This is a genomic window from Bacillus sp. WC2503, assembly GCF_052682895.1.
This window is the reverse complement of the sequence record NZ_JBQYMD010000001.1, coordinates 1,380,540-1,402,789: the sequence shown is the minus strand read 5'-3', so window position 1 is coordinate 1,402,789 and position 22,250 is coordinate 1,380,540. Positions and strand designations below refer to the sequence as shown.

Below are 22,250 nucleotides of genomic sequence, written 5' to 3'. Positions count from 1 at the left end.
TATACAATACCGCATACTCTCTTATAAAAAGAGCCTTGGCCCGAAGAGCACTTATATGGTGCTCTTTTTAATGTCCTTTTAAATATCAAGTAACACCTTTATTTACTGATATCTTTCCTCATTCCTTAACAAAATTCAAATTTGATTAAAGTAACTGTGTTTTTCGTTCTTCCATACGAATTACTTTTCCACTTTGATATACAAATGATTGTTCACCAAATCCACCTTGGGGTGGTTCTATTAGTTGGACCTGACCATTTTTAACAACATATATTCCGTTTATTTTCAAATCTATTTCAGCTGTCATTTCTACAAGATTTTCTTTAATAATTCCCATTAAGACCACTCCCGTATGTTATGATTATTTTGTCGAAGCAAGTCGGGAGCAATCTCGACTTTTTTATTTTGTTATAGATATTCCACAACATTATCGGGAATAAATGATTGTTCTAATGATAAATAAAGTCGTATTGAAATCGGTTCTTTATTATCTCTCGCAGACTTGCAAAGCTCCTCAGCTTCTTCCCAATCGAACTGCTTATCTTCCACTCGCTTAAATCTCCAAATTCCAATTGTATATTCCTCAAATAATTCATACTGATCATTTGGCGCTGTTGTTGGTTTTAGTTCATCAGTAGCTCTTACTTGCTTTGGTACTTGAACAACTACATCCGTAAAACGAACTTTAGAATTTAATCGATGAATGTGTGCTTTCTCAGCATCGAATGCTACTACAGGCTCAACATCAAATATTGTCAACTGCTTTGGCATTACAATCCTCCTAAGCCTCTTTTTTATATTTAGCTAATACTTGTTCTAAACGTTTACGTTCACCCTCTAAATCCATTTCATCGTGCTTTACAGACTGAGATTGCACTTCTGTATCTTGTGTATGTAACCAATCAGGGACGATTTCTTTTCTAGTATTACTTCTTCCACCACGAGACTGGTATTTCTTACGGAATTGAGCTTGTGCAGCTTCAACGTCAGTAATACTCTTATATCCTTTAGCATGCCAATCTCTTAAAATACCTTGTACATAAGACATATTAGGTGCATTCTTTTCTAATGCTATTTTCATTGCTTTGATAACAAGCTGTGCATTTAAATCTTCAATCCACGCATTAATCCCTTCAGCCACAAATGGTTTAAGAACTCCAAAGTTTTGTTCATAAAATGCTATTGGATTTTCTTCTGCAACTTTTTTATCTCTTGAGCAGCTTGCTGCTTCTTCTTTTGTTTTTGTTTCTTCTTTTTCTTTTGTTTCTGTTTTTGTTTCTTCTTTTTCCTTCATAGGGTCTTCGAAGCCCCTTATAAGCCACTCAAAACGAGCTTGGAAGTATTCCTTAATACGAGGAATTTTAAAATCTTGCTGCTTTTCTAACTCTAAACATGTCTCATAAAAATCAATTAAAAAATCTTCACACTTAATATTCTGGATTTCTTTTAACACACACTTTTCAATATTCAAATTTGTAATAGCATTGAATTTAAGCCAATTAAGCAACATAATTTCTTTCGTCTTTTTGTTGTAATAAATTTTCCCATAATCAGCAAACCGCTCTAGCAGCTTCTCAACCGTTTCACGGTTATACCCTGTATCCATTTCTATCACTCGTAATGGAAGCTCATAGATACCACTCTGAGAAGTTTTGCTATTAGTCATTAAGTATAAGTAGAAGTATTTTTCCTCCGGTGTAAGATCTAAAACGAAAGCATCTTGCCAATATGAAACTTGAACAGGTCTATAAACTGCCATATTATTCATCCTCCATTGTTTTACTTGATTTGCTTTGATATACTTAATCCAATTCTATTTTTAGAAAGACTCTCTATAAGAGTCTAAAATCTATCACTCTGCCAAGTGATAGATTTTTTATTTTCTTCGACTAACTACTGATGCATTGATCCCTTGCCCTTGAAGGCTTTTAACAACTACACGATAACTCTTTGATACATCGTGATCCTCTTTTTCATTACGAAGGCTCTTGAATTCTTTTGCGCATCTATTTAATTCTTTCTCCCAATGATTTGCTTCATCTAATGAACCAGCATTGAACATGTTATGAATACATGTCACCATGCAGTTATGTAATTCATTTGCAAAAGCAAAATCACCTGGTAGAACTAAGTCGAACAGACGATTACATTCTACTTTCATAATTTGCTCCCCATTTTTAATAATTTGATACTGTACGCATCGTTATGACCAGAAAGTAATGTGTATGAAAGGATTAGAGGTAACAAATCTTTCTGGTCATAACGACAAGCACAACAGCTTGTCGCACTAAATTGTTATATGCTATAATTTATCTACTGTCATGATTGGCTACCGCAGGCTACGCGGTGGCCTTTCCTTTTTTCTGTTTGTTTTTCAAAACAAATGCTGCTTCTATAATTCGAATTCTTATCTCCATTAATTTCTTCTCTTGTTTTAGGTCCCTAGCTTTCATATAGTCTCCACAAACTGATGCAATTCGAATATCACCATATAAATTTGCTTCCTTACGAATTAGAGCTTTATATTGATTTAAAGTTGGACTTGCATAATCAATCGTCATAACTTAAACCTCCCCAATAAAATAATTAAATTAAGCTTTTATATACTTCCTTGCTCGTAATGATACTTTCCAGTACTTAAAGACTTCTTTCATTGAAATACCATATTGATCACATAGGACCGCTACGAGGCTCACCATTGAACCTGTAGCATCCAAGATTTCATGCATTACCTTTTTCAAATCTTCTTTCTCACTTTCGGACCAAGTTTGTGAAGGCTTAAACCAACATACCGTATCGAGTTGTTTCAAAGCTTCATTTGTTTCTTGATTGACCATGTACCTCATGCTTGTAGGATGGAGATCTATGTTCTCTCCATTGAAGAACGGGATACTTACATCCCCTGTTGCTTCACTCCACATTTTAAAAAACAACTGTGGATCATCAATTCCTTCCGTAATGCATTTTCGTAAATCTTCTGGTAATCGTCGTTGTTCAGTTTCATATTTTGCTAGTGACTCACGACTCACGGGGATTTCTAAGGAGAGTTGCTCTTGGGTGATTCCCTTTCGTTTGCGTGCCATAGCAACTTCTTTTCCTATGGACATCGTTTACTTCCCCCATTCGTACCTAAAGCAATATTTATTTGTGACAACTTACTATGGTAATTTATTATTAGACGGATTCTTTAAATGGATTGTAATACTCTGTATTGTTTTCTACCCATTCAGTGTGATTCTCCATCCACTTAAAAAGAAGGTGTGTAGGAATAAGGACCCCTGCTTCACGACATACTGGAAAATCAGAACGGTTTAATAACTCAGATGCTTTGGTACGTTTAATATGTAATAGTTCCATTAGTTCTGTAATAGTTAAAAATGGTGGTAATTCTTTCATTGGTTGAAGATGTTCAGTTGCTTTCTGTACTTCTTCTCGGATAATTTGACGAAATGATTCGATGTCGAAGTTAATCATGAATAACTCTCTCCACCTGGTTTTGTTCCTTTAAGGAACATCGATCCCCAAAAAAAAATGTCCAATCAAAATTCAAACTTCCCCCTATTTTTTTAGCTATTTCTACGGAAGGTGTTTTTGTTCCATTTTCAATATGAGTGTAATAACTTCTAGATATATTGCATTTATTTGCAATACCTTCATGTGTATATCCTTTTACACATCTAAATTCTTTTAACCAATCCCTCAATATTATTACCTCCTTGTTTCTTAAAAGAACATCTTAATAAGATTATAAGTTACTTTAGGGAACAATTCAACAAAAAGTTTCTTTAAGGAACAATCAATCAAGTTACTATTAGTAACACAAAAATTCGTTTATAATTAAAAGTAAGATTTAAATATAATGGTGGTGACTACTTTGAATACCTTTGGTGAAAAATTGAAGTTTTTACGAGAAGAAAAAAAGAAAGACAACGCTGAATGGACACAAACATATGTAGCTAATCAACTAGGTGTTGCTCGTACTACATATACTGCATATGAAAATGATACTAAACAACCACCTATGGAAACTATCTTAAAGATAGCCAATCTCTTTTCTGTTTCTACTGATTTTTTACTTGGTAGAGTGTCTAATTGTAAACAAACAAAGTCCCCTGAAATGGACACTATAATAAATGACCCTGAATTAGGACTCTGGTTCAAAAATATTAAGGATGCCTCCCCTGAAAAACGTGAGGAATTAAAGCGTTTTTGGGATTTTATAATGCTGAATGAAAAAAATAGACAAAGTGAAGATAAATAAAATAGAAAATTTATTAACAAAAAACACGCTTCATGCGTGTTTTTTGTTACATATTCATTTTACTGCTATATTATCTTTATTAAATAAAGAGTGTTAGTTCTATACTTTGAATGCAATTCAGAATAGGGGTTTTTAATAGACAATCTTTCCAAAATGCTCTTAGTTATGATAAGAGGTCCAACACTACTTGTAAATGACAAAATAATTGTTCCAATTTTTTCTCTTTACTATAATTCGGGCAATCCATATTTATCATTTATTACAAGTCAATATTTCTATTTTCCAGCAAGACACTCCTATTCATTCATTTACACTTGTTAAATATACTCAGTTAACTTTTTATAAATTTTTAAATAGATCCTCTTCTTTAAGCTGTATTTCTTCTTCAATTAATTCTTTATATTTTAATGCCTCCAGATAATCTATAGCAAATCCATTAGTCTCTTCTGCATAAGCTTCTACTTGCAATTTCAATACATGCTCATCCATTTCATCCAATCTTAAATTTTCATCGAAAACAACAAAATTATCTTTCTCAGAATAAGAAAAAGAATTCCAATGAAGTTCTTTTATCAAACTACTTCTTTTATTTTTCAATAGTCTCAAAACGTACTCTATCTTAATATCCCTTTCAAAAATTATTTGCTGACCTCTACCACCCAAAACCGTTGTTATTATTTTATAATCATTGATTGATGGTATTTGATCAGAAAACATATCTCCGATAATTTCTTTCAGTTTATCCCAATTACCCATATGGGCTCGGAATGGCGATGCTTTTGTGTCTACTCCAGAATAAGAAATCATCCCTCTATTAAACCAGGTTTCTAAATACTGTAGTTTCAAATTATTTTCTGTCGGATTAGTAGTATAAGTCGATATATATTTAAGAAATTTTTTTATTATTGGATATACAAATACTTTATCAAATAATTTTCTGTCAATATCATAATAAAAATCAAGCATATTGAAATAGATGGGAAAATTAGAACTTTTATATATATTATTTAAAATCTCTTCCCTATTTTCCTGGTTATCAATAAAATATGCCGCAAAATACTCCATAAATGATTTATGTGCCCACTTAAAGCTTAATCCTTCACTCGTAAATAGGGGTACTGTTTCAAGTAAATCCTTAAATATAAGTTCTTCTTGAATATCCTTAAAATATGGACTATTCTTAGCTTGACCAATTAACTTTAACATTTTATTTTTATCATAATCGTTTACATTCTCTCTTAAACATAAGAATCCCAACTTTATTAAAATTTTTTGCATACTTCCACTTGATAATCCACTATATTTATCTCTTTTATAACTATCCTTGGATAAATCATGACTTTCAAAAAGCGCATCATAAACTTTTCTATAAAATTCTATTTTTAGAGCAGGAATATCCTTTTTATGTTTAAAAGTCAAATATAAAAAAGATACTAACAAAGGATTCCCTAAAAAGGATTCCAATTCTGAAAAACGTTGCTGTGTTATATTTTCATCAATTTGTTTTATTATTGATGTGTATAAATTTAAGTGAACTACATCATCATATTTCTTAATTAGATTGTAAGCTTCTTCTATTTTTAAATCTTTTATTTCATACTGCTGAAACTCCCCAAAGCTAGCTAAAGACTCATCTGGTCTTGACGTTAGATAAAAAATATTGTTACCTGCTAGTGAGATAAATCGTTTTAATTGTCTTGTAACATCTTGTTTATATTGAAACGGAATTTCATCATAACCATCTAAAAAGAATATAAACCCACCTCTATTAATTACTTCCATTAAAAAGTCTTTACTATGAGTTTCCTTTAAAGTTGATATATTTTCTACAATAACATCTATAATATCTTTTTCTTTGGTTAAGTTGCGCAGTTCAATAAATACTGGAATCCCCTTATTTTGCTCAATAGCTGATATAAACATTGTTTTCATCAATGTAGATTTCCCCATACCTGCAGTATCCACAACAACAACCTTTTTATACTGCTCAGAAAAATCCTCTTTATATTTATCTATACATATTTCTTCACGTTTTACTTTTGAATATATAGTTAAAGGCACGTAGATTTGTTTAACTTTGATTTGCTGTAGGCCAAGTGCAATAACATTTATATTATTTTGTTCTTCATAAGTTCTATTTAGATAATCAGAGAAAACTTCAAATACAAATGTCTCTAATTTTCTGTCTATTAATCTCTTTTTCTTACTCTCTTCTAACCTTGGCTTCAACCAAGTATCCAGTACATGCTTCACAGGCTCCAAAATTAAGCCCGATGCAACTGAAACTGCAGTACGAGTAGCTAATTCATCCATTCTAACATTTCTCCCTTTACTCAATAAAATAAAATTAATTTATATGTATACTACAATTTTTTATTTTTTTTTTATTACAAGTTATTTTTTATTCCCTATTCAAACGCCATACCGTTGGCAGATCGGCAGGTGCCCAGTTTAATTTTGTTAAATTCTTAACATTAACCCATTTCAATTCTCTATGCTCAAGAGCTTCCGGTACACCTGATTCTATGAATGATTTATATGTAACTAAATGAACAATGATATCTGTATACTCATGTTCAACTTCTTCTATTTGCTCTCCTACAGTAATAAGACAACCTATTTCTTCTTCAATCCCACGTACTAAGCATCTTAAGGCTTTTCTCCTTTCTCCATTCTTGGAAGTCCATTTCCCCCCATGGTTCGAAGGGTTTCTCTCGGTATCTTAAAATATTCCATTAGCTCTTTAGCCTTTACGATTTTTTTCGATTCCAATTGCTACCACCATACTTTATCATATATTTTATTCATTTATTACCGTATCTTAACATTTAATTCCTGGCAATATATAAATTAGCAACCTCATACAGTTTAATATATATAAATTAATATATAAAAATAATACTTCAAACTTTTTCTCTTTTATTATAAAATAAGAACAAATGTTCTTGTTTTATAATTTGAATGGAGTGAAAATATGTTTCAATCGCAACGCTACTATACAACACAACTTGAAGACTATATCCAACACTTGTACCAATCCATATCTATTATTGTTCCTGAACAAATAGATATGATAGAGATTGCGAAAAAGCTAAACATTTGGCTATACTTTGCTCCGTTTGGAAGTCATGCAATGGAAAGAAATCAAATAGCTAATTTAGTTATTGATAATCGTATCTCTCAGCAAGAACAATGGGAGGATTTTGGCCATGAGACCTGTCACATCCTATTTCATTCTGGTAATCAGTTATTAATGCATCAAATGTTTCTAGATTATCAAGAAGCAAAGGCTAAAAACTTCGCACAACAATTTTGTGTACCTACTTTTATGTTAAGAAAGCTTTCTCCCCTACAGTTAAAAGCATATATAATCTCAGAAAAATTCAATGTAACAACAAAATTTGCTGAAAAAAGGCTTTTACATTATGAAAATCAATTATTAGCAAGTAAATTACAGAATCAAATATCAAAATACTGTAATTTTCAAAAATAACGATTCAGGAGGTATTGAATATGAAAGGAAGTTTTCGTAAACGTGGAAATACGTGGTCTTTTACAATAGATATCGGTATAGATCCAACCACAGGAAAACGACAGCAAAAAAGCAAGAGTGGATTTAGAACAAAAAAAGAAGCCCAGAATGCTGCTGCAACGATGATTACAGAGATAGAGAAAGGAATATATTTTGATGACAAACAATTAACTGTTTTAGATGTATGGGGAAAATTAAAGCCTCTTCGTAAAGCTGAATTAAAAATTACATCTTATGAAAAAGACATGAGCTTAGTTAGGCTCTATATCCTTCCCCCATTTAGTTATAAAAAAATTAAAAGTATTAAGCCCGTAATGATTCAAAGCTACTATGCTGAACTTAAGGAAAAAGGACTATCAAATGGTACAATCAGCAATATCCACCGTTGCCTAAGATGTATTTTCAAACACGCTGTAGAATGGGAAATCATACATGATAATATAATGAATAAGGTTAAAAAACCACGTGAAGAGCAAGGTGAGATGAAGACATGGTCCAGCGAAGAATGTAATCGATTCCTCCAGTATCTAAAAGAAAAAAATATTAAGTACCATATGTTCTTCTTACTTGCAATCTATACAGGTATGAGACGCGGAGAATTACTTGCACTAACCTGGAAAGATATTGACTTTGATAATAAACGTATCCTGGTTAATAAATCGCTTGTAAAAACAGAAAAAGGACTATTTAAAGCTGCTACAAAAACTAAGTCTTCAAATAGAAGCATTAGTATCTCTTCTTTTGTTATAGGGAAGTTACAATTCTACTACTCCTATAAAAAGAAAGAATTTTTCCGCTGGGGTATACACTTGAATGAAGAGGCATTTATTTTCACTGGCAATACGATACATTCGCCCTTACATATAGATGCTCCTCATCGCTTTTTGAATGATCACTATAAAAAAGCTGGTGTTCCTCGAATTCGTATACACGACTTACGACATACTCACGCTACACTTATGCTTCAGGCTGGAGAACACCCTAAAATCGTACAAGATCGCTTAGGGCATTCCTCTATTCAAATGACTTTAGACAAGTATAGCCACATCACACAGAACATGCAGCAACAAGCAGCGGAAAACTTCGAGAGCATAATAAAGTCTAATGAAAACTTCTGATAAAAAATGAACAAATTTAATGTGAGCAAAATGTGAGCATCCAGGTAAATCACCACTTAGAAACCTTGATATAATAAGGTTTCCCATACTATCTCGTTGAATCTTGGGAGAAGAATGAGCAGTTTTAGAATTGTTCATTTTATATTATATAAAACTACAAAAGTGTCACAAGTGCCTGTCATACAAGCATTTGCGACACTTTTTATTAACTACACTAATGCTTATTACTAAAAATTCAACTTTAAAATATAAATAAAAAAAGAAAAGGACGATTTCTATCGCACTTTTCAAATCACATCCTATAAAGGCACTCTATTAGGATCTTCTCTTTCTAGGACCTACAATTAATTTAATTGCTGTTCTTTCTTGATTATTGATAGAAATCTCTTGAAATGCTGGAACAAAAGCCAAATCAACACCACTTGGAGCAACAAATCCTCTTGCAATCGCAATTGCTTTAATTGCTTGATTTAAAGAACCTGCCCCAATTACTTGGATTTCCACATTGCCATTTGCTCTTAGTACACCTGCTATTGCACCTGCAACTGAATTTGGACTTGATTTTGAAGATACCTTTAATATATTTTCCATGTAAGTTGCTCCCTCTATTATTTAATAGCTCTTTCGTTACAGTTTTAAATATTTCAACGTATCTTTAACTATTATTCACACCAAAAGCAAACAATGCTTCCTATGTAAATGAATTCGATACCTTTCGTCTTCTTCCTGCCCAACTGCACAAATAAAAAGTAACGAATAAAGACTCTAATATACAAACGTTTAAATAGGAGCAATTCGCTAAACGACAACATTATCGCACCAAAAAATAACAATGCTACTTTTTCAGGTGCAATTCGTATAATAAGCGTTTCATCAATAATTCAATTTATTTAGAACTTCAGTTCATTTTTCTACCAAATTATTAATTTTTTCGTCTTCAAAAATCGTTATACATATTATTCTAATAAACTATATTTCACCATTTGAGTGCTTTATATTCCAAATCTACCACCTTATACAGGATAGGCATACATGCCAATAGTAGTTCATTTACATATACTACTATATATCTTACATTTATTAATCATCAGGAGGTAATATATTGGGTTCATACTATCGTTCTTCAAACTCGTATAAAAGATGTTCCTGCCACGATTCACATAAACCATCAAAGCCAGCTTACGGTACTTTCTGGAAAACTGAGTTTATAACTGTTCCTTTTGGTGGTTCTTTCCCATTATAGAACGTAAACCCCTATTTCATTATTCTGTTAACCTAATAAACATAAAAAATTGCCGTCCCCTTCTAACACAAGGTTTCGGCAATTTTCATATCAAAATCTATTCACTCTTACTTCTCCACATAAACCGACTTAACAATCGTACGATTATAAGGTTTTCCTTCTTTATTTATCCCTTTTATATCCATCGTAACGTTATATACCCCTGGTTGCTTTATGTCCTTCAAAGCACCTGTAAATGTATTTGTATTAACATTTTGTAATTCATTAAATTCAGAGACTAGCTTCCCTTCTTTATTAACAACTCTTACTGTTATGGAAAGATTTCCTTTCATTTCAGGTGCCGCAGGTGATTTTTTCAGTTTATACTCTGATTTGTTAATTTTGACTTTTGTTGGCATTTGAAGAACGAATGGCGCGCCACTTTTGTGATCGCTTACAATTAAGTATGCATCTTTCGACTGCTTCGCCATCATTTTAACTCTCCATTCTCCTACGTCCATTTTGTCAAATTTAAATGTACTAATTGTTGCCCCATTAAAGAAAGATTCACCTTCACCAGTAGTTATCGTACTATCTTTATTTGTATACACTTTTCCTTTTGGAGATATTAGTTGTATTTCTACATCAGAAGCAGCTGTTAATACAGAAACCATTCCTTCTGCCTTTTTATCAACCGCCACAGCTTGCTCTATCCACTGACTTTGTGGCAATTCTCCCCCTAAAATATTTTGATTAGAAGTTGTATTTAATTGCTCTATATTTTCTTCTGAACTATTACTTGGTGCTACTAAAGGTGGCACGCCTACATTTGCAGTACGTAAATATGGTTCAATTCGTGCGAAAACAGCTGATCCTTTTCGTATATTGTCATGATCAAATTTGGAATCTGTAAATAAATGTGTGCCATATGGTAGCTTAGCACTCCATTCATTTACTAATCCATCATTCGAGCCGTACGATGACAAATATAATCCGCCCATAGATAACGCAGAAAATACTGGTCCCCAGCTAGTCCCAGTAGCCGTATAGTAACGGTTTAATTTAACTGCTGGATTATTATCTATCGTTGAACGAAATTTTGCCATTTCCCCTATCTGTAACGCGTACGTACCATCATCTTTTTGACCTAATATAGAAGCAAGCCAACCTGCCCACCAACTATATGATAAATCCGCTAAATTTGAGCCGTGATGTGGTGTCGCAAGTGTAATAACATTCCCAACAAATCGATTCGCACCATATCCAACTAATGCCGCTTGTGTATCTATACCACCTTTACTATGCGCTACAATAGTAACCTTTTTACCGAAATGATTATATATTTCTTCCAGTTTTTGTGCTAACAATTTTCCGTTGTCCCACTGACTAGCCGATCCTTTCCCTGCCGCATCATATAATTGAATAAATACCGTTTGATATCCCGCTTTCAAAGCATAGTCATACATATCATTTATATCGTGATATACAGTCTTTCCATACCAACTATCCGCATTACCATTTCTGCCTTGTACAAAGAGAATTGGAGGCTTATTCTCATCATAATTAGTTGGTTTTTGTCCTAAAAACCAATCGCCAGGTGTAAATACTTCTGTATCAGGAAACCCCTTTCCAAGCTCTTTTACAACTTCTGCCCTTACATTTGTGCTAATCGATGGAGCCATGATAAAAAATATAATTAGTAAGGCAACACATCTTCTCATTAATCGCATGTTACTCCCCCCACTTTTTTTTGAAAGAAGGTGCTCTTTGTAATAATTTATATTTTCTCCCTTAATAATAGCTAATCTTTTTATTTGAAAAAGATGTTAGCCCTATATTCAGGTGATTACTCGTACACCCTCTTCCTTAACTCACGTTATTCTCTTCGTTTCCATCTCTTCCTTTTGAGTAAACACGACAAAAAAATTTCTCAATAATTGTTAACTTCACTACATCAAGATGTTTTTCAAATCATGATTGTTTATATAAAGCATACAAATCTTGAAAAAATTTTAGTAAAAAAACATTTTATTACTAATTATTTATTTAAAAACATAATGAAGATATGTATTTTCTTTTCATTACATACAAACGAATTTAAAAGGAGCTTGTATTGTAAGACTTTCCTATGACTAAATATTTAACTGAAATTTCAAAATATAAAATCATATTTCCAGAAACATATATTATGATAATTTTCGCAGACTTGAATTAAGTTTTTAGAAGTACTAACCTATCGGTAAGCAGAAGAAAATTCTGTAAAAAGAAAGGAGAATGCTTTATGATGACCAATTTACAAAAGGAGTTTTTTAAACGATTAAAAATTCCCGCAAAAGAACTAACATTTGATGATTTAGATGAAGTCCTCTTAAAAATGGGAATGATTTTCCCCTATGAAAATCTTGATATTATGGCTGGTACTATTAAAAACATTTCAAAAAATAACTTAGTAGAAAAGTTACTTATTCAAAAAAGAGGCGGTCTTTGTTATGAATTAAATTCCTTATTGTATTACTTTTTAATTGATTGTGGGTTTCAAGTATACAAAGTAGCTGGTACTGTATACGATCTTTACGATAATAAATGGAAACCTGATGATGGTCATGTCATTATCATTTTAAGTCATGATCATACAGATTATATTGTGGATGCAGGTTTTGCATCTCATCTCCCTTTACAACCAGTCCCTTTTAATGGCGAAATCATATCTTCTCAAACGGGAGAATATCGAATTTACAAACGAAATACCCGAAAAGGTACACATATTTTAGAAATGCGAAAAGGCGCAAACGGCGAATCTACAAGTTTCTTACAATCTGAACCTTCAAACGAATGGAAAATAGGCTATGCTTTCACTATAGATCCAATAGATGAGAAAAAAGTGAATAACATTCAAAAAGTAATTGTAGAGCATAACGAATCGCCTTTTAATAAAGGGGCTATCACTTGTAAATTAACTGATTATGGTCACATATCATTAACGAAAAAAAATTATACAGAAACCTTTAAAGGCACAAAAAATAAACGACCAATAGGTTCTAAAGAATATGCTCGCATTCTTCGTGAATCTTTTGGAATCACTCAAGAGAAATATGTAGGAAAAATATTAGAAAGAGGCTAGTTGATTAAAAATATTTCATAATAAAGCAGATTCTATATATAGAATCTGCTTTATTTTATAATTTTTTATAGCGTAATTCCTTATCAGTGTTACTCTTTTAAAAGACTAGTATTATTAAGCATTTCTTTTTGTGCCATGTATTACTTACATTTCAATTATATACTCATCATCATATTTATCGTATTGTAGCCCTGCTCCTATTTTTGATTCCGTAACTTGATCCCTTAAAAATGGTGCGGCTTCCATTTTGCTAGTTGCAATTTCAATTCCATATTTTTTCGTTAAATGAGCTAACTCTATTAAAAACCACTCTCTTCGCAATGTAACTGGAATATCTAATGTTCTTCTTTTCATATATAATAGCACCTCTTTTATTTTCATAACTTAAAAGAATATCACTTATCAAAACTATCGTTCATCACATACGCCAATGAAACATTATAGTATATGCATGTCCATTTTAAACGTGCTAATATAAAACACCATTATAGTTTACATAAAATAATTATGTAATAGTAGAAAGAGGAGGCTTGTCCTCCTCTTTCTACTATAGAGATTTAAATTAAGAACATCTTGGTACACCAAAAGCTAAAAATAATGCTGCTACTCCTGCTGTAATCGGTACTTTTAACGTAATCACATCGTCTACCTTCGTTACTAAAAAGTACGCATTACCTTCTTGTAATATACAATTCACTAACAATTGAAATTCCATTCAAATCTCCTCCTTTCAATCGATATACTATAATTTATGAAATCTCTTTAAAAAAGTAATAGGAAATATATCTATTTTTCTTTATATTCACATTAATTGTTTATATATATATATATATCTATTAAAAATATTAATTTTCGAAATGAATATAAAACGTGTATTATCCAATAAGTTCCTATATAATCAATAGAGAAAATCTTGCAAATGGAAGTATGAAAATGGCTATTTTGAGTAATATTGGTGGCGTATTATTTCTATTTGCTTTTAATCTTATATATCCTTTTCATTCTTTAAGAAAAATGGAAAAGCAAAACAATATGGTCGTCCTACCGTTATCTTTTTTATTATTTCTATTGTATTAATAATGACCGGTACAACAAAATCTGAACACCCAGTTATCGAATTTTTTACTTTGGCGTTGTATATCTTCCAACTCATTAAAGATTGGAATAACACTTTCTAATTTCTTTTTATCGATACGTTCATTTACAAGATCCCGTCCTAACATTGAAATGAATGTACCAATTATAACCGCTTGTGCTGGTTTAGTTAATTTGGCTTTATCCATCCTTCATCCCTCCAAAATAAAAAGCACCCGAATAGATGCTTTTTCATTAAGTATTACATTTGCATTTCAATTATGGTAAATGAAGTTTTATTCTTCTTCCAATCACCTAATCTTATTTACATTTATCTGTTTCAGCAATATTAAGTAACTAAAAGAAGAGCAAAACCCCTTCTCCGTTTATACAACGTAAATTGCAATTGAATGTGAAATGAAGAACAACCATTCATCCAGCCTGCAACCATCACCACCAGTTATGAAGATCCATTTTCAGAGGAATTTTATGAGCAATGTTTTCGTCCACTTCTCACAATACAAATATATCACGTTAACTCCAAAACGACCGGCACATTTACTGCAAAAAAGCGATCACGAATCTGCCACCTTTCTTTAATTGATTGTAGCTCTTATTCTATTAAGTAATGAATCTTTTAATTCCCTCTCATCTTTCCAAACAATATGGCTATATTGTCTAGTATCAAAATGCAGATTTGCTAAGTCATTTTCCCTGCAAGTCCATATTACAGGTTTACCAAGTCCCATTGCATATCCTGCTTCAAAATAGACTTCACCTCTATGTTCAGTAAAATCTGCAATTATAAATTTACTTCGTCTTATTTTAATTATAATCTCATCATCAATTTTGTTATTGTGTTCCACTTTATCAATTCGAATAGGCTCATAACCTGCTTCTTTTACAGCCGTTGCAATTGCATTCTGATATAGACTATCCATTTTTGGACTAAATGACATAGCGACAAACACCTGCTTAGTATCCGCTTCTCTTCCCTTTTCTAATTCTGCAATACGATTCCACCCTTTTGCTGTAACTGTAATATGTGCAGGAAAATCTGCTGCAGATAGCTTAGATATCTCAATTAATTCGTCCTGAAATAATTGGTTCGCTATATATTTCATTTCCAACAAATGAACACTCTGTACAAAAAATAGAGATTTATCTGATTCACGAATATATAATGGGTCACCTGGAAATTTTGACAATTTAGCTAAGTTTATTAATGACTCATCCAATCTATCAGAAGCACTATCTGGATATTCACTTAATAGATCCGCTAAAAGATAAATAGGATACGGAAATTCTGAAAGATTTTCATCTGGTCGATTAAGAAAAATCATTATTTTTCCCATCCCTCTAATGTTTCTCTTTCTTAAAATTGCAGAAAGTTTTCTCTTCTGCTCTACATTTAATTCGATTCTCGCTTCTTCAATCATGGAAAATGTGCCACAATTCTCACATTTATATTGCTCTGCACGTCCCCCTCCCACTCCTACTAATTGGGGTTCCTCAATAGAGTTTTGACAAACCGGACATCTTTCCCTCATCACAACCACCACTTTCTTGTTTATAGCATAATATTAAGATATAAATAATTGACTTACCCTTATCTTATATTGTGTGTAACTGATCCTATCACTGAATCCCTTGCTATCATTAATTTTATTTAACTTTCTCTTTTGAGTTACACAGTACAAAAATTATGAGTAGCTGTATAGGGAGGGATACCACCAGCATTTTTCAAAATAACCTACGCTATGCGGGAACATAAAATAAAGCTGCCCATATGGACAGCTTATTTACATAATTCTCGAAAGTGGAAGTTAATCAACGAGGGTTTAACCTCAATATTTTCTTGATTTAATGATAATAGAAGATGGTCTCCGTTTTTCATTTATTAATTCTGGCATTTTTTCTAATCCTGTTGGAGTTGACTCTGGCTCAATAATTTTCTCAATTACAAAACCGTTGTCTATAAGAGTATTAATTAATGTTGAAATTGTTCTGTGATATTTAACAACACCATCTATCCACCAATGTTCCTCTCTTTTTCCTTCTTCTTGATAATTATCTAATGCCCAATGCAATCTGTTTCCATTATTATCCTTAAACCAATTATTCATTTCCTTTCGAGCTGTTACTATTGGATGTTCTGTTGAAAAGATAAATTCACCATCATTTTTTAACAGATCTCTTATTTTCTTAATTAGATGTGAGTAATCTTCTATGTAATGTATAACTAAAGAACTTGTTATTAAGTCGAATTTTTGATTTGGCAAATTAAGTTCTTCTATTGGTACACACATATAATCTATTTTTTCGTTTTTGTTATACATTTCAGCTTGTTCAATCATATTTCTTGAGATGTCCACTCCTATAACTTTCGAGGCACCATTTTCTACACAGTACATAGAAAAATGACCAGTTCCACATCCCAAATCTAATACAGACTTATCTGTAAGATTAGCAATTATAGATTTAATTGCTGGCTGTTCAACAAAATCATTAAAGGTAAATCCATTTTCACGTAATGACTTATAATTTTTAAAGAAAAACGGATTATCATAAATGTTTTGTTTCATTATATACCTCCTATAATACAATCTATATTTTTTATATTCTAGGGGGCATCCAAAAATTCCTATATTAACCAAAATACACTTCAACTAACCTGCCATTTAGTTGAATAAGGAACAGTGTATATCCTATACATGTTAGGTTGACATAACGTCTCATTATCGGAAGTGAAATGTGCTTATACATCCAGGCTGTTGATGATAGCTAATATTTGATGATCTGTCCATTTGCCATTAATCTTTACATTTTCTTTAGCTATACCTTCTTTTTTAAATCCTACTTTTTCTAATACACGAATAGATGCTATATTGCTAGGCATAGCTCCTGCTTCAATTCTATGTAGTTTTAATTCTCTAAATGCAAAGTCTACAACAAGTCGAAGAGCCTCTGTTGTATAGCCCCTTGAATTATGCTCCCTATCTAAGGTAAATCCCGTATAACAGCTTTGGGCGGGATCCCTAGCAATTTGAGTTAATGAAATGTCTCCGATAAGTTTATCAGTTGCTTTTAAAAAGATTCCAAAAGCGTAAACTTGATCTTCAGCTTTCTTTTTTAATGCTCGTTCAATGCGCATTTTTTGATGTTCTTCTGTATAAAAGACTTCTGGGAGTAATGGACAAACTCGTTGAAAAAATTCGCGATTTCTAGTGTGTAAGTTAGCTAACTCGCTCGCGTCAGAAATTTTGTAAAGTCGAAGATATATTTGCTGTCCTACGATTTTCATAAAAAACCTCCGATATCCTTTTAATACAATTTTATTCTCGTCAAATCTTATAAATTCCTTTTTTATATTATATTCATGTTAAGCTAACATGACGTCTCATTATCGATAACAAGGAAAGGTGGGCCCATCCTCTGACAAAGGAATTTCCTTTTTTTGTTCTACAGATTTATGCATTATTTTATACATTCCTATCCTGACGCAGGTTTTCGGGTTCTCCTTTGTTACTGAATTATCCAAAAACTGTATAAATTTTTGTATGCTCTTAGCATGGGGGTTTTCAAAAACGGTGACGGTACCCCTAGATTTAAAAAGAAAAAAGCAATGATTCGATTTCAAACCTAGTCATTGCTTTATCTATTGCATCTTGATTTACACCTATATAACGTAACATGACCTTCTCTGAAGAGTGACTGAATATCTCCATGATTAATGTGCTATGTTTTTCGTTTGCATGTACATATGGTACCCGTACGTCTTTCTTAGCGTATGCGTTCTATTTCATCTAAACTAAACTCTGCTGCGGCTATACTTAATATCTTATATTCCATACTACGACCGATAGGACGATTCTTTCATTGTCTACTTTGTAATAGGTATTCATAATCTTCTCTTTCTTCTATAAACCATTTCAGTTCTCTTTTTAATGCTGCAGTATTTTGAATACGTTTTTGTTTTCCTGTTTTCTTTTCCCTCATAGAGATATGACTCGTTTTTACATCTTCTACCTTCAATTTTAAAATGTCAGAGATTCTCAAGCCTGTATTGATTCCCATAATGAATAAAATTTAATTTCGTGCACACTTCTCCTTAAAATACTCTTTTAGCTGCTGTATTTCTTCTGGATCACGTATCTGCTGAACAAAATTCATTATTCATTACCTCCAGTTTCTTCAGTCTCATATACTTCTAATCTAAGAGCAAAAGCTAATTTATAAAAAGCACTAGATCTATTTCGTCTATACGTACGCTCACTCATACCAACATTTGCTAAAGCAATATCTTCTGCTGGCTTCCCTACCATATTTGTTGGACCATGATATCTTACCTCGCTAGATGCTGTAACCTTCATCTCATTTCTAATCATCCCAAATTGTCTATAAATACGAACATTTTCAAGAATCTCTTCTAAACGAGCCTGCGTTGCTTTGCGATCAATTTTAGGCGAAAAAGTTAATTGCACCATATATAAAAACAACCCTTATATATTTTGTTAATAAAAACAAAAAAGCGGACACCGAACTACAGAGCAATATTACTAATGCTCTTATAGTTCGATGTCCGCTGATTCTGCCAGTAGGACTATATTTATAGATATTGTTATATCATTTTCTCATATTTTAGTGATTTTCTTATTAGAAAAAGATTATTTTGTAACAAATTTATAAAATCCATCTTCATTGAGCACTTTATATCTAAAAGGAGTAATTATGAAAATTTTGGAATACATATTACTTAGATTGGTTGGATTGCATTATTCAGAACATGGTGGGCTATATTCTTTCATTGAGTGTTTTTAAATCTCAACATCCATTATAATTTTTAAAGAAAACTTTTTAGATCAAGTAGCATATTATACTAGATAAGGATATATTCCACAAAATTTTGAAAGGAGGACTCTTTATGAATACAACTTTAATTTCCCATTTCTACAATGAAGAGTATCTACTCCCATGGTGGTTAATGCACCACACAAAATTATTTGATCATGGTATTCTTATTAATCGTGGGTCTACTGATCGCTCGGTTGAAATATGTAAATTATTTGCACCTCATTGGGAAATCCGTGATTCAAAAGTATTAGAGTTTGATGCCGTATTAGTTGATCAAGAAGTAATGAACATAGAAAAAGAAATTACGGGCTGGAAAATGGTGTTGAATACCACTGAATTTCTTTGCTGTTCTAATAAAGAAGAGTTTTTTTCATCACTTACTAAATTAAAAAGAAAGATGTATTCCATTAGAACTATTTTAATGGTAGATGACCCTATGCATGCCTACACTAAACCGAGATATGGAATTCCACTTGTCAAACAACGTTTTCATGGAATAGTAATTCAGCCTAGTCCTCTTACCATTTATAACGGCGGTAGATTAATTCATAATTATTCGCATGGTAACTATTCAGTAGGAAGACATAACTCGTTCTATTCGTTTACTATTTACAAGTATCCTGCTTTCATTTTAAAGTTCTTTTACAGTCCATGGAACAACGCTATGAAGGACCGGAAACTACAGATTGGTCCTACTCTTTCTAAACATAGCGCCCAGAATGGTTTGGGTACTCATCATCTTGTAACACTAGCTAAATTAGAAGAAAATTATCTACATTATGCAAACTTAACTAGCGATCTTCGATTAATGCCAGAATATCAATTGTTATTTCCAGATTTATGTTTTCCAAATTAATTATTGTATCTATAAATCAACACAATCCATAATTATTCAAATAACGCTTTTATGAAAAGTTATTTCTCTTAAATTATTCAGACATTTTCATGGCTTATTTTCATATATTCAGTATTCCCTCAATACACTAAGAAAAGTATACAAAGTGAATGGAGGTTAAATATGCTTATCACAAATATTTATGATTTTATAGCCAAGTATGGGCGTCCCCCTCACTTTCACAAAGATTTCCCTTTAATCTTATTTTGGAGCCAAAAAAGCGGCTGCACTTCACTCGCATATTGGTTCTTTTATCACATTAATTTGTTTAAAGAAGTTGTAAAATATAGCCCATTTGTTCATAACTATGAATTTGAAATTTATAAAAATTCCATACCATATTTCACTGATTTAGCCAACGCATTACAAGCAAAAGAAAAAGACACGTATAAATTGGTAAGAAACCCTTTCAAAAGAGCTGTAAGTTCCTTTATTTCTCTTATACCAGCGCCATATTACGAATCCACTGAGTGGAAGCCAATCCGTCGTTATCTTTATGGTGATGAATCTTGCAATAAAAAGATTTCCTTTAAACTGTATTTATATTATTTAAAAGCGCATGCACCAAATTTTGAAGGTGTAAACCCACACTTCACACCTCAATATATACAAGGAGAAGAAGAGTTCGTTACAAATTACATTTACCTTGAAAAATTCTCTACCCATCTGTCTATCTTAGAAGACAAACATTGTTTAAAAAAATCTCCATTAAACGGATTAATAAACTCGTGGCATCACCAAAGTAATCTAGCAAATTACAAAGGTAACTATGCAGATGGTGATATTACAGATCCCTTATTCCCAAGGCATCCGACCTATGATAGTTTTTATGATGAAGAAACGATTCAATTAGTTGAAGATATCTTCAAAGAAGATTTCACTACTTACAAATATCCCTCAACATTACTTTAAAATATAAACATTTTCCTTATCATAAATTCATAATTATTACAGAGAAACTTAAGCCACCTACTTAAGTTTCCTCATAATACTCCTGCAAATTGAAGTTGGGCACTATTCTAATAGTGCTCTTTTTAATGAATTTCAATTTTCAAAAGATTTCTATTGAGTCCCCCTCCAAAATAACTATTTTGTTCGACTTTCTATTAAGCTCTTTTTTAATAAACCTTACAAATTCGTAATACTATTGTCACCTAAATAGATAGTTAATTGGTTAATTCTGGTTTAATATAACAAACTGTTAGATTGATTAAATAAAACATTATTGGTAGGTGTGACACTTGATGGCAAGAAAATTATTACGCTACGTAATTGTAAGTGTGTTTTTTCTAACTATTCCGATTATATTTATACATTTTGTATCGGCTCAATCCATTCCAAAAGAATACAGTGAAGAATGGCCCACAGTAAAAAAAACTGCTGAACTAGTTACAATTGGTTACTTTAAAAAAGAGAAGACTCTTGATATTGTAATAAAAAAAGTTGAGCCTCCGGAAGAATATAGAACACATGAGATTTACCTATTCGGACATGTTGCTGACGATAAAAAACAAAAGATTTCTGCTATTGTAAATTTTAGTGAGAACTATTCAATTAGAGATACATCTGAAGATTTATTTTAAGTCAAAGAGTATTTAACTTATGTTAGATGCTCTTTTAGCTAAAATAACGCTTTTGTTAAGATCCACGCATCCATTTCTTAGGTGAAAAACTTTTATAAAGGCATTTTTTTAGACAAATTTACCAGATGAATTAACAGAAACTTCGTGTTATTCTTAATTTGTTGAATAACCCAATACATTCAACAATGCTCTTGACTGCATACTTAGTATGCAACCATCCATCCAGATACCTTAGCTAATACGTCCCCAAAATCGTTATTATTGCTAAGGTATCTTTTTAGATGCCCTGTGTGCAGGGCTTTTTTATTTCAGTGATAACGCTCTTTTTCCCATATAATTATTGATGCTTGTAGTCCCATTTCTTAACAAAATTCAAATTTGATTATATTAACCGAATTTTTCGCTCTTCCATACGAATTACTTTTCCATTTTGAATATACAAATGATTGTTCACCAAATCCACCTTGAGGTGGTTCTATTAGTTGGACCTGACCATTTTTAACAACATATATTCCGTTTATTTTCAAAACTGACACATAATAAGTGATTTATATCACCACATTGATTTTAATATATTGCTATTCTTGGTT

Annotated in this window: 26 protein-coding genes and 4 pseudogenes; 9 read left to right on the top strand and 21 right to left on the bottom strand. The window is 31.9% G+C overall.

The annotated features are described in order from the left end of the window. Window positions 1-145: 145 nt before the first annotated feature. From ACUN26_RS07405 to ACUN26_RS07370, 8 genes are all read right to left on the bottom strand, one after another. Window positions 146-337: a DUF3954 domain-containing protein gene (locus ACUN26_RS07405; RefSeq protein WP_000511367.1), complete on the bottom strand. Its 192-nt coding sequence runs from the start codon at window positions 335-337 to the stop codon at window positions 146-148. A gap of 71 nt (window positions 338-408) precedes the next feature. Further along, window positions 409-771, bottom strand: coding sequence for a hypothetical protein (locus ACUN26_RS07400; protein ID WP_016513932.1), 363 nt, complete (start codon window positions 769-771; stop codon window positions 409-411). A gap of 10 nt (window positions 772-781) precedes the next feature. Continuing rightward, the gene (locus ACUN26_RS07395) at window positions 782-1,759 is read right to left on the bottom strand and encodes a DnaD domain-containing protein (RefSeq protein WP_016513931.1); all 978 of its coding nucleotides are present in this window, start codon (window positions 1,757-1,759) and stop codon (window positions 782-784) included. Between the two features lie 117 nt (window positions 1,760-1,876). Next, window positions 1,877-2,161, bottom strand: a complete 285-nt coding sequence (locus tag ACUN26_RS07390; protein WP_000861869.1) for a hypothetical protein — start codon at window positions 2,159-2,161, stop codon at window positions 1,877-1,879. 178 nt (window positions 2,162-2,339) lie between these two features. Beyond that, window positions 2,340-2,561 (bottom strand): hypothetical protein, encoded by a 222-nt coding sequence (locus ACUN26_RS07385; protein WP_016513930.1) that lies wholly within the window; start codon window positions 2,559-2,561, stop codon window positions 2,340-2,342. Window positions 2,562-2,591: 30 nt separating this feature from the next. Continuing rightward, window positions 2,592-3,107, bottom strand: a complete 516-nt coding sequence (locus ACUN26_RS07380; RefSeq protein WP_016513929.1) for a helix-turn-helix domain-containing protein — start codon at window positions 3,105-3,107, stop codon at window positions 2,592-2,594. Between the two features lie 67 nt (window positions 3,108-3,174). After that, entirely contained in the window at window positions 3,175-3,474 is a 300-nt protein-coding gene (locus ACUN26_RS07375) for a helix-turn-helix domain-containing protein (protein WP_000606754.1), read from the bottom strand. Continuing rightward, window positions 3,467-3,703 carry a helix-turn-helix transcriptional regulator gene (locus ACUN26_RS07370; RefSeq protein ID WP_016513928.1) on the bottom strand — a complete coding sequence of 79 codons (237 nt, stop codon included), beginning with the start codon at window positions 3,701-3,703 and terminating at the stop codon, window positions 3,467-3,469. Before ACUN26_RS07370 ends, ACUN26_RS07375 begins: the two co-directional genes overlap by 8 nt. A 171-nt stretch (window positions 3,704-3,874) precedes the next feature. On the opposite strand from ACUN26_RS07370, the gene ACUN26_RS07365 reads away from it, so the two are divergent. Beyond that, complete coding sequence (locus tag ACUN26_RS07365) at window positions 3,875-4,261, top strand: helix-turn-helix domain-containing protein (RefSeq protein ID WP_016513927.1); 387 nt, start codon at window positions 3,875-3,877, stop codon at window positions 4,259-4,261. 339 nt (window positions 4,262-4,600) lie between these two features. Here ACUN26_RS07365 and ACUN26_RS07360 read toward each other — a convergent pair whose 3' ends face one another. Next, on the bottom strand, window positions 4,601-6,574 hold the full coding sequence (locus ACUN26_RS07360; RefSeq protein WP_016513926.1) for an NACHT domain-containing protein: 1,974 nt from the start codon (window positions 6,572-6,574) through the stop codon (window positions 4,601-4,603). Window positions 6,575-6,662: 88 nt separating this feature from the next. Beyond that, window positions 6,663-6,905, bottom strand: a pseudogene (locus tag ACUN26_RS07355) (8-oxo-dGTP diphosphatase MutT); the annotation flags it as partial. Window positions 6,906-7,235: 330 nt separating this feature from the next. On the opposite strand from ACUN26_RS07355, the gene ACUN26_RS07350 reads away from it, so the two are divergent. Next, the gene (locus tag ACUN26_RS07350) at window positions 7,236-7,754 is read left to right on the top strand and encodes an ImmA/IrrE family metallo-endopeptidase (protein WP_016513925.1); all 519 of its coding nucleotides are present in this window, start codon (window positions 7,236-7,238) and stop codon (window positions 7,752-7,754) included. Window positions 7,755-7,774: 20 nt separating this feature from the next. Next, on the top strand, window positions 7,775-8,911 hold the full coding sequence (locus ACUN26_RS07345) for a site-specific integrase (protein WP_016513924.1): 1,137 nt from the start codon (window positions 7,775-7,777) through the stop codon (window positions 8,909-8,911). A gap of 315 nt (window positions 8,912-9,226) precedes the next feature. On the opposite strand, the gene ACUN26_RS07340 is transcribed toward ACUN26_RS07345, so the two are convergent. After that, window positions 9,227-9,502: a stage V sporulation protein S gene (locus ACUN26_RS07340; protein WP_000427795.1), complete on the bottom strand. Its 276-nt coding sequence runs from the start codon at window positions 9,500-9,502 to the stop codon at window positions 9,227-9,229. 511 nt (window positions 9,503-10,013) lie between these two features. On the opposite strand from ACUN26_RS07340, the pseudogene ACUN26_RS07335 reads away from it, so the two are divergent. Beyond that, window positions 10,014-10,148: pseudogene (locus tag ACUN26_RS07335) on the top strand (preprotein translocase); the annotation flags it as partial. A 113-nt stretch (window positions 10,149-10,261) separates the two neighbouring features. On the opposite strand, the gene ACUN26_RS07330 reads toward ACUN26_RS07335, so the two are convergent. Continuing rightward, window positions 10,262-11,863, bottom strand: a complete 1,602-nt coding sequence (locus ACUN26_RS07330) for an esterase/lipase family protein (protein ID WP_001238674.1) — start codon at window positions 11,861-11,863, stop codon at window positions 10,262-10,264. A gap of 551 nt (window positions 11,864-12,414) precedes the next feature. Between ACUN26_RS07330 and ACUN26_RS07325 the strand changes: the two genes are divergently transcribed. Then, window positions 12,415-13,254 (top strand): arylamine N-acetyltransferase family protein, encoded by an 840-nt coding sequence (locus ACUN26_RS07325; RefSeq protein ID WP_000988917.1) that lies wholly within the window; start codon window positions 12,415-12,417, stop codon window positions 13,252-13,254. 144 nt (window positions 13,255-13,398) lie between these two features. Here the strand turns inward: ACUN26_RS07325 and ACUN26_RS07320 are convergent, their stop codons facing one another. Then, a complete protein-coding gene (locus tag ACUN26_RS07320; protein WP_000830259.1) occupies window positions 13,399-13,608 on the bottom strand; it encodes a hypothetical protein in 210 nt (69 codons plus the stop codon). Window positions 13,609-13,816: 208 nt separating this feature from the next. Then, on the bottom strand, window positions 13,817-13,969 hold the full coding sequence (gene exsG / locus ACUN26_RS07315) for an exosporium protein ExsG (protein ID WP_000395673.1): 153 nt from the start codon (window positions 13,967-13,969) through the stop codon (window positions 13,817-13,819). Window positions 13,970-14,187: 218 nt separating this feature from the next. On the opposite strand from exsG, the pseudogene ACUN26_RS07310 reads away from it, so the two are divergent. Continuing rightward, window positions 14,188-14,408 (top strand): annotated as a pseudogene (locus ACUN26_RS07310) (excalibur calcium-binding domain-containing protein); the annotation flags it as partial. Here ACUN26_RS07310 and ACUN26_RS07305 read toward each other — a convergent pair. From ACUN26_RS07305 to ACUN26_RS07280, 6 genes are all read right to left on the bottom strand, one after another. Beyond that, complete coding sequence (locus ACUN26_RS07305) at window positions 14,328-14,537, bottom strand: hypothetical protein (protein WP_000356390.1); 210 nt, start codon at window positions 14,535-14,537, stop codon at window positions 14,328-14,330. The pseudogene ACUN26_RS07310 and the gene ACUN26_RS07305 sit on opposite strands and share 81 nt — an antisense overlap. Before the next feature lie 387 nt (window positions 14,538-14,924). Beyond that, entirely contained in the window at window positions 14,925-15,878 is a 954-nt protein-coding gene (locus ACUN26_RS07300) for a hypothetical protein (RefSeq protein WP_001209142.1), read from the bottom strand. A 297-nt stretch (window positions 15,879-16,175) separates the two neighbouring features. Further along, window positions 16,176-16,913 (bottom strand): class I SAM-dependent methyltransferase, encoded by a 738-nt coding sequence (locus ACUN26_RS07295; RefSeq protein WP_000812398.1) that lies wholly within the window; start codon window positions 16,911-16,913, stop codon window positions 16,176-16,178. A gap of 173 nt (window positions 16,914-17,086) precedes the next feature. Next, a complete protein-coding gene (locus ACUN26_RS07290) occupies window positions 17,087-17,632 on the bottom strand; it encodes a GNAT family N-acetyltransferase (RefSeq protein ID WP_000706290.1) in 546 nt (181 codons plus the stop codon). 572 nt (window positions 17,633-18,204) lie between these two features. Beyond that, window positions 18,205-18,387 carry a hypothetical protein gene (locus tag ACUN26_RS07285; protein WP_002093769.1) on the bottom strand — a complete coding sequence of 61 codons (183 nt, stop codon included), beginning with the start codon at window positions 18,385-18,387 and terminating at the stop codon, window positions 18,205-18,207. Window positions 18,388-18,500: 113 nt separating this feature from the next. Then, complete coding sequence (locus ACUN26_RS07280) at window positions 18,501-18,815, bottom strand: hypothetical protein (RefSeq protein WP_000250444.1); 315 nt, start codon at window positions 18,813-18,815, stop codon at window positions 18,501-18,503. A 437-nt stretch (window positions 18,816-19,252) separates the two neighbouring features. On the opposite strand from ACUN26_RS07280, the gene ACUN26_RS07275 reads away from it, so the two are divergent. The 3 genes from ACUN26_RS07275 (at window position 19,253) to ACUN26_RS07265 (ending at window position 21,660) form a co-directional block, all read left to right on the top strand. Continuing rightward, window positions 19,253-20,038: a glycosyltransferase family 2 protein gene (locus tag ACUN26_RS07275; RefSeq protein ID WP_001098389.1), complete on the top strand. Its 786-nt coding sequence runs from the start codon at window positions 19,253-19,255 to the stop codon at window positions 20,036-20,038. Between the two features lie 162 nt (window positions 20,039-20,200). Next, on the top strand, window positions 20,201-20,989 hold the full coding sequence (locus ACUN26_RS07270; protein WP_000909242.1) for a sulfotransferase family 2 domain-containing protein: 789 nt from the start codon (window positions 20,201-20,203) through the stop codon (window positions 20,987-20,989). Window positions 20,990-21,321: 332 nt separating this feature from the next. Further along, complete coding sequence (locus tag ACUN26_RS07265) at window positions 21,322-21,660, top strand: hypothetical protein (protein ID WP_000101565.1); 339 nt, start codon at window positions 21,322-21,324, stop codon at window positions 21,658-21,660. A 382-nt stretch (window positions 21,661-22,042) separates the two neighbouring features. Here ACUN26_RS07265 and ACUN26_RS07260 read toward each other — a convergent pair. Continuing rightward, window positions 22,043-22,208 (bottom strand): annotated as a pseudogene (locus tag ACUN26_RS07260) (DUF3954 domain-containing protein). Window positions 22,209-22,250 lie beyond the last annotated feature (42 nt).

Coding starts and splice junctions, on each gene's coding strand:
- ACUN26_RS07325 (WP_000988917.1), top strand. CDS start 12,415: ATGATGACCAATTTACAAAAGGAGTTTTTTAAACGATTAAAAATTCCC.
- ACUN26_RS07360 (WP_016513926.1), bottom strand. CDS start 6,574: ATGGATGAATTAGCTACTCGTACTGCAGTTTCAGTTGCATCGGGCTTA.
- ACUN26_RS07275 (WP_001098389.1), top strand. CDS start 19,253: ATGAATACAACTTTAATTTCCCATTTCTACAATGAAGAGTATCTACTC.
- ACUN26_RS07405 (WP_000511367.1), bottom strand. CDS start 337: ATGGGAATTATTAAAGAAAATCTTGTAGAAATGACAGCTGAAATAGAT.
- ACUN26_RS07280 (WP_000250444.1), bottom strand. CDS start 18,815: ATGGTGCAATTAACTTTTTCGCCTAAAATTGATCGCAAAGCAACGCAG.
- ACUN26_RS07300 (WP_001209142.1), bottom strand. CDS start 15,878: ATGAGGGAAAGATGTCCGGTTTGTCAAAACTCTATTGAGGAACCCCAA.
- ACUN26_RS07385 (WP_016513930.1), bottom strand. CDS start 2,561: ATGACGATTGATTATGCAAGTCCAACTTTAAATCAATATAAAGCTCTA.
- exsG (WP_000395673.1), bottom strand. CDS start 13,969: ATGGAATTTCAATTGTTAGTGAATTGTATATTACAAGAAGGTAATGCG.
- ACUN26_RS07375 (WP_000606754.1), bottom strand. CDS start 3,474: ATGATTAACTTCGACATCGAATCATTTCGTCAAATTATCCGAGAAGAA.
- ACUN26_RS07265 (WP_000101565.1), top strand. CDS start 21,322: ATGGCAAGAAAATTATTACGCTACGTAATTGTAAGTGTGTTTTTTCTA.
- ACUN26_RS07345 (WP_016513924.1), top strand. CDS start 7,775: ATGAAAGGAAGTTTTCGTAAACGTGGAAATACGTGGTCTTTTACAATA.
- ACUN26_RS07380 (WP_016513929.1), bottom strand. CDS start 3,107: ATGTCCATAGGAAAAGAAGTTGCTATGGCACGCAAACGAAAGGGAATC.
- ACUN26_RS07400 (WP_016513932.1), bottom strand. CDS start 771: ATGCCAAAGCAGTTGACAATATTTGATGTTGAGCCTGTAGTAGCATTC.
- ACUN26_RS07295 (WP_000812398.1), bottom strand. CDS start 16,913: ATGAAACAAAACATTTATGATAATCCGTTTTTCTTTAAAAATTATAAG.
- ACUN26_RS07395 (WP_016513931.1), bottom strand. CDS start 1,759: ATGGCAGTTTATAGACCTGTTCAAGTTTCATATTGGCAAGATGCTTTC.
- ACUN26_RS07340 (WP_000427795.1), bottom strand. CDS start 9,502: ATGGAAAATATATTAAAGGTATCTTCAAAATCAAGTCCAAATTCAGTT.
- ACUN26_RS07390 (WP_000861869.1), bottom strand. CDS start 2,161: ATGAAAGTAGAATGTAATCGTCTGTTCGACTTAGTTCTACCAGGTGAT.
- ACUN26_RS07270 (WP_000909242.1), top strand. CDS start 20,201: ATGCTTATCACAAATATTTATGATTTTATAGCCAAGTATGGGCGTCCC.
- ACUN26_RS07305 (WP_000356390.1), bottom strand. CDS start 14,537: ATGGATAAAGCCAAATTAACTAAACCAGCACAAGCGGTTATAATTGGT.
- ACUN26_RS07320 (WP_000830259.1), bottom strand. CDS start 13,608: ATGAAAAGAAGAACATTAGATATTCCAGTTACATTGCGAAGAGAGTGG.
- ACUN26_RS07350 (WP_016513925.1), top strand. CDS start 7,236: ATGTTTCAATCGCAACGCTACTATACAACACAACTTGAAGACTATATC.
- ACUN26_RS07290 (WP_000706290.1), bottom strand. CDS start 17,632: ATGAAAATCGTAGGACAGCAAATATATCTTCGACTTTACAAAATTTCT.
- ACUN26_RS07330 (WP_001238674.1), bottom strand. CDS start 11,863: ATGCGATTAATGAGAAGATGTGTTGCCTTACTAATTATATTTTTTATC.